This is a genomic window from Streptacidiphilus sp. MAP5-3 (genome assembly GCF_041262505.1).
GTDB lineage: Bacteria > Actinomycetota > Actinomycetes > Streptomycetales > Streptomycetaceae > Streptacidiphilus.
In genome coordinates, this window is sequence record NZ_JBGCCL010000020.1 from 80822 (window position 1) to 92721 (window position 11900).

Annotated in this window: 17 protein-coding genes; 7 read left to right on the forward strand and 10 right to left on the reverse strand. The window is 71.1% G+C overall.

The features are described 5' to 3' along the window. Positions 1–129 precede the first annotated feature (129 nt). On the forward strand, positions 130–699 hold the full coding sequence (locus ABH928_RS25730; RefSeq protein WP_370070534.1) for a Uma2 family endonuclease: 570 nt from the start codon (positions 130–132) through the stop codon (positions 697–699). A 51-nt stretch (positions 700–750) separates the two neighbouring features. On the opposite strand, the gene ABH928_RS25735 is transcribed toward ABH928_RS25730, so the two are convergent. The 5 genes from ABH928_RS25735 to ABH928_RS25755 form a co-directional block, all read right to left on the reverse strand. Further along, the gene (locus ABH928_RS25735; protein WP_370070536.1) at positions 751–894 is read right to left on the reverse strand and encodes a hypothetical protein; all 144 of its coding nucleotides are present in this window, start codon (positions 892–894) and stop codon (positions 751–753) included. Between the two features lie 91 nt (positions 895–985). Further along, positions 986–1189 (reverse strand): cold-shock protein, encoded by a 204-nt coding sequence (locus tag ABH928_RS25740; RefSeq protein ID WP_370070538.1) that lies wholly within the window; start codon positions 1187–1189, stop codon positions 986–988. Between the two features lie 270 nt (positions 1190–1459). Continuing rightward, positions 1460–1732 carry a hypothetical protein gene (locus ABH928_RS25745; RefSeq protein WP_370070540.1) on the reverse strand — a complete coding sequence of 91 codons (273 nt, stop codon included), beginning with the start codon at positions 1730–1732 and terminating at the stop codon, positions 1460–1462. Between the two features lie 129 nt (positions 1733–1861). Continuing rightward, a complete protein-coding gene (locus ABH928_RS25750) occupies positions 1862–2626 on the reverse strand; it encodes a glucose 1-dehydrogenase (RefSeq protein ID WP_370070542.1) in 765 nt (254 codons plus the stop codon). Between the two features lie 95 nt (positions 2627–2721). After that, positions 2722–3366, reverse strand: coding sequence for a TetR family transcriptional regulator (locus ABH928_RS25755; protein WP_370070544.1), 645 nt, complete (start codon positions 3364–3366; stop codon positions 2722–2724). A 103-nt stretch (positions 3367–3469) separates the two neighbouring features. Between ABH928_RS25755 and ABH928_RS25760 the strand changes: the two genes are divergently transcribed. The 5 genes from ABH928_RS25760 to ABH928_RS25780 all read left to right on the forward strand — a co-directional run bounded on the left by ABH928_RS25760 (position 3470) and on the right by ABH928_RS25780 (position 7230). Beyond that, positions 3470–3850, forward strand: coding sequence for a pyridoxamine 5'-phosphate oxidase family protein (locus ABH928_RS25760; protein ID WP_370070546.1), 381 nt, complete (start codon positions 3470–3472; stop codon positions 3848–3850). Beyond that, positions 3847–4011, forward strand: coding sequence for a hypothetical protein (locus ABH928_RS25765; RefSeq protein WP_370070548.1), 165 nt, complete (start codon positions 3847–3849; stop codon positions 4009–4011). Before ABH928_RS25760 ends, ABH928_RS25765 begins: the two co-directional genes overlap by 4 nt. Positions 4012–4196: 185 nt before the next feature. After that, positions 4197–4649 carry a hypothetical protein gene (locus ABH928_RS25770; RefSeq protein ID WP_370070550.1) on the forward strand — a complete coding sequence of 151 codons (453 nt, stop codon included), beginning with the start codon at positions 4197–4199 and terminating at the stop codon, positions 4647–4649. Between the two features lie 2 nt (positions 4650–4651). Then, positions 4652–4957 carry a hypothetical protein gene (locus tag ABH928_RS25775; RefSeq protein WP_370070552.1) on the forward strand — a complete coding sequence of 102 codons (306 nt, stop codon included), beginning with the start codon at positions 4652–4654 and terminating at the stop codon, positions 4955–4957. 128 nt (positions 4958–5085) lie between these two features. Further along, positions 5086–7230 carry a prolyl oligopeptidase family serine peptidase gene (locus tag ABH928_RS25780; RefSeq protein WP_370070554.1) on the forward strand — a complete coding sequence of 715 codons (2145 nt, stop codon included), beginning with the start codon at positions 5086–5088 and terminating at the stop codon, positions 7228–7230. A gap of 22 nt (positions 7231–7252) precedes the next feature. Here ABH928_RS25780 and ABH928_RS25785 read toward each other — a convergent pair whose 3' ends face one another. Beyond that, the gene (locus ABH928_RS25785; protein WP_370070556.1) at positions 7253–7591 is read right to left on the reverse strand and encodes a cupin; all 339 of its coding nucleotides are present in this window, start codon (positions 7589–7591) and stop codon (positions 7253–7255) included. A 550-nt stretch (positions 7592–8141) separates the two neighbouring features. Between ABH928_RS25785 and ABH928_RS25790 the strand changes: the two genes are divergently transcribed. Then, positions 8142–8777 carry a DedA family protein gene (locus tag ABH928_RS25790; RefSeq protein WP_370070558.1) on the forward strand — a complete coding sequence of 212 codons (636 nt, stop codon included), beginning with the start codon at positions 8142–8144 and terminating at the stop codon, positions 8775–8777. Positions 8778–8796: 19 nt separating this feature from the next. Here the strand turns inward: ABH928_RS25790 and crcB are convergent, their stop codons facing one another. The 4 genes from crcB to ABH928_RS25810 are packed head-to-tail and all read right to left on the reverse strand — an operon-like array spanning position 8797 to position 11811. Beyond that, complete coding sequence (crcB, locus tag ABH928_RS25795; RefSeq protein ID WP_370070560.1) at positions 8797–9165, reverse strand: fluoride efflux transporter CrcB; 369 nt, start codon at positions 9163–9165, stop codon at positions 8797–8799. Then, on the reverse strand, positions 9165–9587 hold the full coding sequence (locus ABH928_RS25800) for a DUF190 domain-containing protein (protein ID WP_370070562.1): 423 nt from the start codon (positions 9585–9587) through the stop codon (positions 9165–9167). Before ABH928_RS25800 ends, crcB begins: the two co-directional genes overlap by 1 nt. After that, positions 9584–10066, reverse strand: coding sequence for a CrcB family protein (locus ABH928_RS25805; protein ID WP_370070564.1), 483 nt, complete (start codon positions 10064–10066; stop codon positions 9584–9586). Before ABH928_RS25805 ends, ABH928_RS25800 begins: the two co-directional genes overlap by 4 nt. A gap of 23 nt (positions 10067–10089) precedes the next feature. Next, positions 10090–11811: an LCP family protein gene (locus tag ABH928_RS25810; RefSeq protein WP_370070615.1), complete on the reverse strand. Its 1722-nt coding sequence runs from the start codon at positions 11809–11811 to the stop codon at positions 10090–10092. Between the last annotated feature and the right edge of the window lie 89 nt (positions 11812–11900).

Genomic DNA, 11900 nt, shown 5'->3' on the forward strand with positions numbered 1-11900 from the left:
TGAAGCGTTACCGCGGAACCATGACTTGAAATGCCAAGGGTACGGGACACAAAAGCGTCCACGCACCGGCCGAGTTCTGTCGGCCAGCTCAGTACGATGGCATGAGGTCAGCGTCGGCGAGGAGGCGTCATGGGCGTCATGTATCCGGAGTACGAGCAGTGGCTGCGTAACGTCCGCCGGTCGATGCGTCTGCCCAAGGCGGTCAAAGTCGTGTTCGATCAGGGACGCCTGTATATGGCCCCGGTGACTGAGGCGCACAGCGAGGCCGACGACTCCATTCGCAGTCAGCTGGCGGAGCAACTGAGCACGTCCTCCAGCGGCCTGCACGTGACTCGGGACAAGGGGATCCTTCCCGACCTTGACGGGTACACCCCTGAGCCCGACGTTCTTGTGGTCGACGCGGAGGTCCTCAGGCCCGGCGATGCATTCGTCGGCCAGAAACACGTGCACTTCGTCGCCGAGAGCGTTTCGCGGTCCACCGTGGGCAACGACTACGGCCGCAAGCTCAACCAGTACGCGGCGCGCGGCATCCCGACGTACCTGATCGTGGATGTGCTGACCGGTGAGTGCGTGCTCTACCAGGCCCCGAAGGGTGACGAGTACACCTCGGCGGTTCCATACCGCTTCGGAGAGCCGATCGAGTTCTCGATCGGGGGCGTGCCTGTGACGATTCGGACGAACTTCAAGAAGATCACCTGAGCGACGGCGAATGAAGACGGCGGCCCTGGGCCCAAGCTCACGCACTCCGATTCAGGAACCACCCGCCGCGTTGAGATTCGCCACAAGGACCGAGAGTGCGTCCAGCGAGTCGATGCGGAACAGGCACTGCTCGGAGACGGCCGGGATGTCGAGGATGTGGCCCCACGGCCCGCACCGGATCAGGTAAGTCCTCATCCCGGCCTCCTGGGCCACAGGTGGCGAACGCGCCGACGCCCGGCCCAGAGGAGATCCTCCGGTCCGGGCGTCGCCGATACGCTCGGTTGCGTCAGCCGCGGACGACGTTCGCGGCCTGCGGGCCCTTCGGGCCCTGCTCGACGTCGAAGGTGACCGACTCGCCCTCGTTGAGCTCGCGGTAGCCGGTCGAGCTGATCGCGGAGTAGTGGACGAACACGTCCGGGCCGCCGCCCTCCTGAGCGATGAAGCCGAAGCCCTTCTCGGCGTTGAACCACTTCACGGTGCCCTGAGCCATGGCGTTCTCCCTGTCGGGACGCGGGGCGCTCGCTGATGAGCCCCCCTGGGGTCAGTCGCGTCCTCGAACAGCAGGTGAAGCAGTACCGCGGACAGCGAACTACGAGATCGGCTCTACCCCGGCAACCACCCCGCCGAAACGCGTCGGACACAGGTACTCGGCATGCCGTCCCGGTATCGGATCACAATTGCGGTACAGCACAGAAAGCCCAGTTCATACCCGTTCTGTGCATATGCACTGCACGTATATGCAGCGCACCCGGTGAAGGCGTCAGCTCTCCCGGAGGGCACGGGAGCAGGCCTTGCACTCCCACGGGGTGAGGTTCGGTGGGTACCAGCTCGCCCCCGGACCCGACGGGTGGTAACTGTGCTTCTCCATCCCCGTCGTGGCCAGGCCGCAGAGTGTGGTCTCGGCCGGATCGTCGGGTGCGTCGACGGCCGTGTGGGCGGCGTGGACCGCTCGAAGGCCGCCGACCACCCAGCTCTTGCCCTCGACGTCGGGGGTGTGTTCGGCCTGCGGCTCGATCATCACGATGACGCCCATGTCTCCACGATCACTCGTGGCCCGGTCGCGCGCATCCCGGCCGTCTTGCGGTACCGCGCGCCGCGTGGGTTGTCACCTTCGACGCGCCCACCGCGATCGGCGTGCTCGCCTACCTCTGAGACGCCGGGACTACTGACCCATCACGTACTTGACCGTCGGCCCCGTGGTCCAGCCGCCGTCGACGGCCAGCTCCGCGCCGGTGACGTAGGACGCGGCGTCGGAGAGAAGGAAGCAACTGGCCGCGGCGATCTCGTCGGCCTCGCCGACGCGGCCCATCGGGGTGTTCGGGTAGTTGCCCTCGCCGCGCTGGATGCCGACGCCGGCCGTCATCGGGGTGTAGGTCATGCCCGGGTGGACCGAGTTGACGCGGATGCGGTCCGTGCCGAGCTCGACCGCGCCGATCTTGGTGAGGCCGCGGACGCCCCACTTGGACGCGCCGTACCCGGCGGTCAGCGCCAGGCCCATCAGCCCGGCCGCCGAGGAGATGTTGACGATCGAGCCGCCGCCCGCCTCGCGCAGGGCGGGTATCACCGTCTTCATGCCGATGAAGACGCCGGTCAGGTTGATGTCCAGGACGCGGCGGAAGTGCTCGACCGACTCGTCGGCGAGGAAGCTGCCGGTGGAGATGCCCGCGTTGTTGACCAGGCCGTGGACGCCGCCGAAGGTGTCCAGCGTGAAGGTCAGGACGTCGGCCCAGTCCTGCTCGGAGGTCACGTCGTGGTGGTGGTAGCGGGCGCGGTCGCCGAGCTCGGCGGCGGTGGCCGCGCCGTCCTCGTCGAGGACGTCCGTGATCACCACGTTGGCGCCCGCCGCGACCGCCTGACGCGCGGTCTCGGCGCCGAGGCCGCGGGCGCCGCCGGTGATGATGACGGTCTTGCCGTCGAGGTCGAACATGGTGCGCTCCTTCGGTGGGGGTGGCACGTCGGTGGGTGGCACGTCCGTGGGGTGGCACGCCGGTGGCGTGGCACGGGGGTGGCGTGGCACGGGTGTTACGAACCCGACGTACGGGACGGCGGATGCGGTGCGGTCAGCAGCGCCGCGGTCATGGAGACGAGGTCGGCCAGGAAGACCGGCTCGTCGGTCAAGGGGCTCTCGCCGTCGGCCAGTTGGCGGGCGCGTTCGGCGAGGGCGGCGCCGACCAGGGTGAGCGCCAGGTCGATGCGCTCCAGCCGGACGGGCTCCGGCAGCGCGTCGAGCGGGCGCTCCAGCTCGCAGATCAGCCGCCAGTAGCCGGTTCCCGCGAGACCGGGATGGGGCTCCCGGGTGCGGATGCCGCTGCGGTGGCTGATCTGGGTGGAGATCCGCAGGCAGTGACGTCCGCGCTCGGTGCGCAGCTCCGTGCCCTCGGCGGTGACCAGCGCGTCGAGCAGCTCGACGAGGGGGAGGCCGGTCGGGTCCGGCTGGTGCTGAGCGAGCACGGCCTCGACGCGTTCCTGCCGCTCGGCCATCAGCGCGAGCAGCAGGTACTCGCGCGAACCGAAGTGGTACTGCACGGCCGAGGGGTTGGCCTGACCGGCGAGCGCGACGATGTCGCGGAGCTGCGCTCCGTCCACGCCGCGCGTGGCGAAGAGCTGCTCGGCCGCGAGGATCAGGCGTTCGCGGGTGCTGGGGCCGTCGGATGGGGTACGTGCCATGCATCCACAGTAATGCTGGCCATTATTAGTGGCGAATGGGCAGGTCAGAGCCGCCGTGGACGGCCCCCGAGCGGTACCGGCGGGGGCTGCGCAGACTGGAGCCATGGCGGAGAACGCGGAGAACAGTGCCGCGCCGCAGCGTGTGCGCATCCCGATGACCTGGCCGGAGGTGCGGACCCGGCTGGCGACGGCCCGCAGCTACTGGATCTGCACCGCCTCGCCGGACTCCGGCCCGCACGCGATGCCCGTCTGGGGCGTCTGGGTCGGCGGACGCCTCTGGTTCAGCACCGGCGCACGGACGCGCAAGGCGCGCAATCTTGCGGCAGATTCCCGCCTCAGCGTCCATCTGGAGAGCGCTGCCGAACTGGTCTCGCTCCAGGGCGTCGCCGAGCCCGTGCCGGTTGCCGACCGGCCGCCGAAGGTGGACGCGGCCTACTCCGCGAAGTACGCAATGCCCAGGACCGGGGCCCGGGCACGATCGTGATCGGCGACTCGCCGGTCTTCGCGGTCACGCCGCGCCTCGGGTACTCGTGGTTCGAGGGCTCGTTCGCCGAGTCGATGACCCGCTGGCGTTTCCCCGAAGCAGCCCACGTGACAGACGAGTTGGGCGAGCCGACCGGCGAGGCCGCGTCGTATCCGGTGTAGCTCCCTCTCCGGTGGAGCTGCCTCTCTGATCTACCTGACTCTCCCGATGTACCTGCCCTGGGCGGCCACTGGCGTACTTCAGTGCGGACCACAGAGATTCCACAAAGTGCCTTCCTATGCTCCGCGAGCGGTTGGGCGACAGTTCCGGTCGTCCAGCAGCCCACGGAGTTCGAAGGAGTCGTCTCATGATCCGTTTCAAGAAGAGCGCACGCGTTGCCGTGGCCGGAGTGGCCCTCACCGGAGCCCTGCTCGCGGGTGGGCCCGCCTTCGCCGCGAGCGGGAGCGCGACCGCCAGCTCCACCGGCAGCTCGACCACCGCGGCCACCGCTCCCGCCGCGCACGGCCCGAAGGGCGACGGCGCCCACGCGCTCTGCGTCCGCGTGCCCAAGCTGGAGAAGCGCATCGAGCGCGAGCTGCACCGCCTGAACGCGGGCGTCAACGTCACGGGCTCGGTCGCGCGCCTGGAGCAGCGCGTCGACAACGCGAAGAAGGCCGGGCACACCGCCATCGCCACCTACCTCCAGGACCGGCTGAACTTCCGCAAGTCGCTCGTCGCCACGCTGCAGCAGCGTGAGAGCGACCTGCAGGGCGTGCAGAGCTGGTGCTCGGCGAACAACAACGGCAAGGGAGCCAGCTGAGCATGCGACCCCTGCGATCCGGGCGTGCTGACGCCCCGACACGCGCGTCCGTGCGCACGACGCTGACGCGTGCCGCAGTCGGCTCGGTGCTGGCGGCGGCGGTCCTGCTGGGCGCGACCGCCTGTGGTGGTGGCTCCGCCGGATCGGCCGGATCCGCGCCCGCGTCGGGCACGGCCGCGTCGGTCGGCGCGACGCCGAACGCGGACCAGACCGCGACGCTCCAGCAGGAGCAGGCGAAGGTCAACGCCGCCCAGTCGGCCGCCGACGCGGCGGACTCGGACGCGGCGAACGACCCCACCCAGCAGTAGCCGCACAGCACGGCCGGAGCACGGTCGGAGCGCGCAGCCGCAACCCTCTCGCGCAACGCACGCCGCAACGCAACTCCCCGCGCCAAAAGCCGTGGAGGGTCCGCAAGGGGTGTGTCAGTGTGCCTCACATGGCCACCGACACACCCTCCCCGCCGCGTCAGCTCGCCCGCACACGTCGCTTCTCGCTCGGCGTACCGGGTCAGTTCACGCTCACCTCCGACGGTTCGACGGTGCTGTTCCTGCGCAGCCGGGGCGGTACCGACCCCGTGGACTGCCTCTGGGCACGCGAGGTGACCACCGGCGCCGAGCGCCTGCTCGCCGACCCGGCCGCGCTCGCACCGGAGCAGGGCGGCAGGAGCGGCATCGGCGCCTACGCGACCGACACGAGCGGACGCCGAATCGCGTTCGCTCTCGCCGGGCGGCTGTGGACGGTGGAGCTCAACGAGAAGAACAGCGACGCCACCGCCCACCCGCTGACCCTCGATCCCGCCGCCACGCCGCCCGCAACGCCGCCCGCAACGCTGCTCGCCACGCCGCCCGCAACGCCGCCCGCAACGCCCCCCGCCACGCCGCCCGTCGAGCCGCGTCCGGACCCGACCGGGCGCCGGATCGCCTACCGCAGCGGGCCGACCCTGCGCGTCGTGGAGTGGGACGGCACCGGCGACCGCGCCGTCGCCGCGCCCGAACCGGCAGAACTGGGCGGTGAGTTCGGCGACGACGTCAGCTTCGGTGCGCCCGAGTACGTCGCCACCGCGTCCATGCACCGCAACCGTGGCTACTGGTGGTCCCCGGACGGGGAGCGGCTGCTGGTCGCCCGGGTCGACGTCTCCGGTGTGCAGGGCCGGTGGATCGCCGACCCGACCGACCCGACCGTCCGGCCCCGCGCCGTCCGCTACCCGGCGGCGGGCACACCCAACGCGGACGTAAGCCTCTTCCTGATCGACGCCGATGCAGCGAAGAGGCGTCAAGTAGCTTGGGACCGCGCCGCGTTCGAGTACCTCACCGAGGCCGGGTGGGACGAGCACGGTCCGTTCGTCTCCCTCCAGAGCCGGGACCAGCGCACCGTGCACGTCCTGGCGGTCGACCCGGCGGACGGCACCACGACCCGCCTCGCCGAGGAGCGCGACGACGCCTGGGTCCAGCTCGTCCCCGGCCTGCCCGCGCGGACGACGTCCGGTGCCCTGCTCACCCACCTCGACCGGGGCGACACCCGTCACCTGGCCGTCGACGGCGTCCCCGCGACCCCGGCCGGGATCAACCTCGGTGCGGTCCTGGCCGTGGACGGCGAGTCCGTCCTCTTCGCCGCCGTCCCCGTCGAGGACCCCTTCTCGACCCACCTGTTCCGCCTCGACGTCCCCACCGGCGCCACGGAGCAGCTGACCCACGAGTGTGGTGTCCACGAGGACGGCGTGCTGCGCGCCGGGACGCTCCTGCAGCCGGCCGACGTGCCGTCGTGCGCGGAGAAGCCGGTGGGGGAGCTGCGCCGCAGCCTGCTGCGGGTCGGCGAGCGGTCGCTCTGCACGGCGGTCTTCCTGCCGTCCTGGTACGAGCCGGGCAGCGGCGAGCGGCTGCCGGTGCTGCTGGACCCGTACGCGGGCCCGGCGATCCAGCGGGTGACCGAGGGCCGGTTCTGGGTCGACGACGTCTCGCAGTGGTTCGCCGAGCAGGGCTTCGTCGTGCTGGCGATCGACGGGCGCGGCGTGCCGGGTCGGGGCCCGCGCTGGGAGCGCGAGGTCCACCTCGACGTCTTCGGCCCGGCGCTCCAGGACCAGATTGACGCCCTCCACGGGGTCGCCGCCGAGCACCCGGAGTTCGGGCTGGACCTGGACCGCGTCGCCATCCGCGGCTGGTCCTTCGGCGGCTCGCTGGCCGAGGCTGCGGTGCTGCGGCGACCCGACGTCTTCCACGCCGCGGCGGCCGGGGCCGGCGTGACCGATCAGCACCTCTACGACACTCACTGGCGCGAGCGCTTCCTCGGCCACCCGGACGCCGAGCCCGCCGCGTACGAGGCCTGCGACCTGCTCCGGGACGCGCCAGCGCTGCGCCGTCCGCTGCTGCTGATGCACGGCCTCGTGGACGACAACGTGTACCCGGCCAACACCCTGCGCCTCTCGACCGCGCTGCTGGCGGCCGGTCGCCCGCACGAGTTCCTGCCGCTGACCGGCTCGGGCCACCGCGTCACGGACGAGGCCCTGGCGGAGGGCATGCTCATGCACCAGCTCGACTTCCTGCACCGCGCCCTGGGCCTCACCCCGCGCGGCGCGGAGGCGTGACGGACGGAGATCCGGACAGGCCCTAGAAGTCCGGCCCGGACACGCCGGTGACGGTGGTCAGCAGCACCACGGCATCGCTGATCGCCAACAGCTCGTGCCGCTCCTGCGGCATCTCCGCGAGCTCGCCCGCGGCCAGCTCCAGCGTGCCCCCCGACTCCAGGCTGACCCGGACCTTCCCCTGCAGCACCTGGAGCGCCCCGGCGTGCGGGGCCTCGTGCTCGTCCAGCACCGAACCCTTGGTCAGCGCGATCAGCGAGGTCCGCAGCATGTTCATGTGCAGCAGCAGGCGTGAGGAGCGGCCGTGACTGGACGACCGCGCCTGCTGCAGCTGCGTCGCGGCAACGAGCGGAAGTTCGTGCATGTGATCAGTGTGGGCGCGCCCGATCGGTCCTGCCATCGGACCCTGGCACAGGGCATGGGTCTGCTGGGCACCGAGGCACCGGAACGGCTGTAGCGGCTGCGGCGGAGCCGCCGCGACGGCCGGTGATCCACAGGCTGTCGCGGTGGCGCCGGTTCCTGGGGAAAACGGGATTACGGGCGCGTCCGGAGGAGGGAGCACTGCCGGGCAAGCTTGTCCTCGTTCGCAGCCAAGATTGCATGATGGATCGTCAGTTCGCCTGAAAGAAACCAGAGTTGGGTGATTCTGGAGCCATGCGCGGGCAGTGGACGGTTGGGCCGGTGGATGGCGCGGGGACGGCTTGGGTCGACAACCACTTCCCGGCTCGGCTGAACGGGTCGAGTGGAGATATCCACAAAACGATTTCCAGCCCTGTGGATAACTCGAACGGCTGCTTTCCCGGGCCGCAGCTATACCCGACCGGGGTGTCTCCACCCTCGGGAGGAGACCCGGACGGACCAGATCAGCACCATGGGCTGATGAACCCTGCCGCCGTTCGGGCTACGGTTCAGAAGTGTTGACGAACCTGCTCGCAGCGGTGAACCCGATGAACGGGTCCTCACTGCTGTCCGCGTTCGGTGCGCTCGCCGTGCTGGTCGTGACCTTCGCTGAATCCGGCCTGCTCATCGTGGGCTTCTTCCTGCCGGGCGACACCTTGCTGTTTCCTGCGGGAGTCCTGTGCGCGACGGGGGCCGCGCACGGCGGGAGCGGTCTCTCGTTGTGGCAGGTGATGGTCTGCGCGGCGGTCGGCACCTGCGTGGGCGCGCAGGTCGGCTACTACATCGGCCGCCGCGGCGGACGCGCGATGCTGGCGCGGTCGCACTCCGTCCGCCTCAAGGAGGTCGTGACGCGGGGCGAGGAGCTTCTCGCCCGCTACGGGCAGCGCAAGGCGATCCTCATCGGCAGGTTCATCCCGATGGTCCGCACGGTCCTCGGCCCGGTGGCCGGGGTCCTCGAGGTCCCGGTGAAGACGTACACGCTGTGGCAGCTGGTCGCGGGGATCTTGTGGTCGCAGAGCCTGGTGCTGTTGGGGTACTGGCTCGGCGCGGCGATCCCGGGCGTGGACAACTACCTGCTCCCGCTGGTCGCCCTGGTGGTCGTCGTCTCGTTCCTCCCGGTGCTGCTCCAGCGCCGCAAGCGGACCCGTTAGGTCGGCCCTTGCGCGCCGACTAGAGCACCGAGATGAGGGCGAAGCCCGCCGCCGCTGAGGCGAGTCCCGCCGCCAGCGAGCCGCAGGCGTTCAGCGCGGCCTCCGCCCGCGAGCCTGCCGTAAGCAGCCGCCAGGTCTCGTAGCCGAAGGTGGAGAACGTCGTCAGGCCGCCGCAGATGCCCGTGCCGGCGAAGAGGGAGATGTCCGGGGACCAGCCGTGGTGGGCCACGCCGGAGGCGATCCCGCCGAGGACGAGGGAGCCCACGACGTTCACCGCGAACGTCCCCCACGGGAAGACGCTGTCGTGGCGGGATTGGACCGCGCGGTCGGTCAGGTAGCGCAGGGGCGCGCCCAGCATGCCGCCGACGAAGACGAGCAGGACCGCCATCAGCCTTCGCTCCCCGTCCCGTCGTCCGGGCCGACCGGGCCGGCCGCGTCGGTCGGGGTAGCCGGGACGGCCGCGTCGTCAACGACCTCGACGCGCTCCAGCGTGATCAGCCCGTTCCCCGCGCCCAGGACCTCCTGGACAGAGGGGACGAAGGCCCGCACCTTCCGCTCCTCGTCGACGATCAGGATCACGAGCGGCAGGTCGCCCGCCAGGTCCAGCAGGCGAGCCGTGTGGACGCGCCCGCCGTGGCCGAAGCCCTCGACGCCGCGGAAGACGCTGGCGCCGGCGAGGCCCGCGACGTGGGCGCGGTGCACGATCTCGGTGGCGGCCGGGCGGTGGCGCCACTGCGCGTCCTCGCGCAGATGGACCGTCAGGCGCAGATGCCCCGTGGTGTGTCCGGTGGCGCTCACTGGTTCTGTCATGGCTGCCGTCCGTCCGTCGGTGTCGGCACCGGCACTGGCTCCGACGCGGGATCCGCAGGTCCGCGACGGGGCAGCGCACGGCTGGACAACTGGGCCAGCGCCATGCCCGCCGCGACCGCAGCGAGTCCGGCGAAGAGGCTTGCGGCCAGGTACGCGAAGGCGGTCGGCACGTGGCCGCCCGCCAGCAGGCCACGGCTCTCGACCATGGCCGTCGAGAAGGTGGTGAAGCCGCCGCAGATGCCGACGCCGAGAAACGGCCGGCGGTAGCGGGACGGCGGCCAGACCTCCAGGACCAGGTACATCAGCGCGCCCAGCACCGCGCAGCCGATCACGTTGGTCAGGAACGTCGCCCACGGAAAGCCCCCCGCAGGGGTCGGCATCGCACGGCTCAGGCCGTACCGGGCGATGCTGCCGATCCCGCCGCCGAGCGCGATCGTGCCCAGCACGTCGAGTTCCCTGGGTCCCTTCCGCGCTGTCACGCCTGCATGTTAACCGTCTGCCGTCAGGGTGCCGAGTTCGGCACGGTCGGGCTGAGCGCGTACGCGCGGGTCGGGGTCATCGCGCCGTAGCCGGGGAGGCTGACCGTGGCGAAGGTGCTGACCTGGGCGCAGCCGTCGCGCTGGGCGGCGGTCTGCGCATGGGCGTTGTCGAGCGCCGACTTGGTGTCGGCGGGCGCGGGCGCTCCGCCGCTGCCCGCCGGGAAGGTCGTGCCGGAGGGCCAGTCCGCGCCGATCAGCAGCACGATCGAACCGACCGCGCTGTCCTGCTTGACCGCGCCCGCCGGCAGGCCGAGCGACTTCGCGACCGCCTGCGCCTGGGCGCTGCGACCGGCCGGGTAGCGCAGCGTCGTGGTCGTGGCGGGCGGGCCGGTCAGGGCCGTCGTCTGCTGGCTGTAGCCGTCGTCGAGCAGGGTCTGGGCAACCGCACCGGCCCGTCCGGTGACGCTGGTGCCGTTCTCGACCTTGACCGCGACCGCGCTCTTGTCCACGGCGGCCGCAGGGGTCGGCGTCGGAGACGCGCTCGGCTTCCCGCCGCCCTGCCCGCCGCCCTGTCCGCCGCCCTTCGTACCGACCGCGCTGAGCGACTCGTCGTTGGCGATGGCGTTGAACATGTCCTGCGCGCCGGGCGCGATGACGACCCGTGAGTTGTCCGTCGGGTCGGCCATCGTCTGCATGGTGGCGAAGGTGATGTTGCCGGTCGGGACCTTGTTCAGCTCGTCGCCCAGCCCGAGCAGGCTGGTGATGCTGCCGAGCCCGTTGTCGACGGTCAGCGCCTTGGTCGCGGCGTTGGCCAGGTTCCACATGGCGCCGACGTTGGTCAGCGTCCCGGCGTCCTTGAGCTTGTTGACCATCTGCGACAGGAACAGGTGCTGCGCGTAGGTGCGGCCCAGGTCGCTGCCGTCGCCGAAGCCGTGGCGGGTGCGGACGAACTCCAGCGCGGCCACGCCCTTGAGCGTGTGCGTTCCGGCGGAGAGCTTGAGGTGGGAGTAGGGGTCGTAGACGTTCTTGTCGACGCAGACCTGGACGCCGCCGATGGCGTCGGACATGTTCACCACGCCGCCGAAGTCGACCTTCATGAAGTGGTCCACATGGATGCCGGTCAGTTGCTGCACGGCGGCCACGCTGCAGCCGGGGCCCCAGTTCAGGGCGCTGTTGATCATGTCGGTGTGGGCGGGCTCACTCGGCTGGTTCGGGGCCGCCTTGCACTGCGGGACGGTCGTCTCCAGGTCGCGCGGGACGCTCATCACGGTCGCGTTGCTGCGGTCCGCGGAGACGTGCAGCACCATCTCCACGTCGGCGCGGGCGCCGGGGGAGTTGCAGTCGCCGCCCAGACTGCAGTCGGCGGAGCTGCTGCGCTCGTCCGAGCCGATCAGCAGGATGTTGATCGGGCTGCGCCCGAACGCGTCGACCTTCTCCGCGCCGCCGCTGCCGGTGCCGGAGAACAGGTCCGAGGAGCTGATGTTGCCGTTGAGCGTCTGGTAGGCCCACACCGCGCCCACGCCGCCGATCAGGGCCAGCGACAGCCCGACGGCCCCGGCGATCCGCAGGTTCCTGCTGCGCGGCCCGCGACGGACCAGGCGGCCCAGCGTGCCGGGGCCCTTGTCACGGCCCTTGCCGCCGTCCTTGCCCCCGCCCCTCCCACGACCGTGTCGCCTTCCCGAACGGCCACCGACCGCGACGGCCCCGTTCAGGGTGTCGGACTCGTCCTGGCCCTCGGTCCGCATCTCGGTCACGCTCAGTTCCTGTCGTTTTCTTGTCGTTTTCGGGTAGACGGCGACTCTGCCACAGCTACGGACCGCTCCGATGCGGCGAG

Excerpts from the sequence above, each read along its gene's own strand:
- ABH928_RS25730 (WP_370070534.1), top strand. The coding sequence starts at position 130 with ATGGGCGTCATGTATCCGGAGTACGAGCAGTGGCTGCGTAACGTCCGC.
- ABH928_RS25735 (WP_370070536.1), bottom strand. The coding sequence starts at position 894 with ATGAGGACTTACCTGATCCGGTGCGGGCCGTGGGGCCACATCCTCGAC.
- ABH928_RS25740 (WP_370070538.1), bottom strand. The coding sequence starts at position 1,189 with ATGGCTCAGGGCACCGTGAAGTGGTTCAACGCCGAGAAGGGCTTCGGC.
- ABH928_RS25745 (WP_370070540.1), bottom strand. The coding sequence starts at position 1,732 with ATGGGCGTCATCGTGATGATCGAGCCGCAGGCCGAACACACCCCCGAC.
- ABH928_RS25750 (WP_370070542.1), bottom strand. The coding sequence starts at position 2,626 with ATGTTCGACCTCGACGGCAAGACCGTCATCATCACCGGCGGCGCCCGC.
- ABH928_RS25755 (WP_370070544.1), bottom strand. The coding sequence starts at position 3,366 with ATGGCACGTACCCCATCCGACGGCCCCAGCACCCGCGAACGCCTGATC.
- ABH928_RS25760 (WP_370070546.1), top strand. The coding sequence starts at position 3,470 with ATGGCGGAGAACGCGGAGAACAGTGCCGCGCCGCAGCGTGTGCGCATC.
- ABH928_RS25770 (WP_370070550.1), top strand. The coding sequence starts at position 4,197 with ATGATCCGTTTCAAGAAGAGCGCACGCGTTGCCGTGGCCGGAGTGGCC.
- ABH928_RS25775 (WP_370070552.1), top strand. The coding sequence starts at position 4,652 with ATGCGACCCCTGCGATCCGGGCGTGCTGACGCCCCGACACGCGCGTCC.
- ABH928_RS25780 (WP_370070554.1), top strand. The coding sequence starts at position 5,086 with ATGGCCACCGACACACCCTCCCCGCCGCGTCAGCTCGCCCGCACACGT.
- ABH928_RS25785 (WP_370070556.1), bottom strand. The coding sequence starts at position 7,591 with ATGCACGAACTTCCGCTCGTTGCCGCGACGCAGCTGCAGCAGGCGCGG.
- crcB (WP_370070560.1), bottom strand. The coding sequence starts at position 9,165 with ATGGCGGTCCTGCTCGTCTTCGTCGGCGGCATGCTGGGCGCGCCCCTG.
- ABH928_RS25800 (WP_370070562.1), bottom strand. The coding sequence starts at position 9,587 with ATGACAGAACCAGTGAGCGCCACCGGACACACCACGGGGCATCTGCGC.
- ABH928_RS25810 (WP_370070615.1), bottom strand. The coding sequence starts at position 11,811 with ATGCGGACCGAGGGCCAGGACGAGTCCGACACCCTGAACGGGGCCGTC.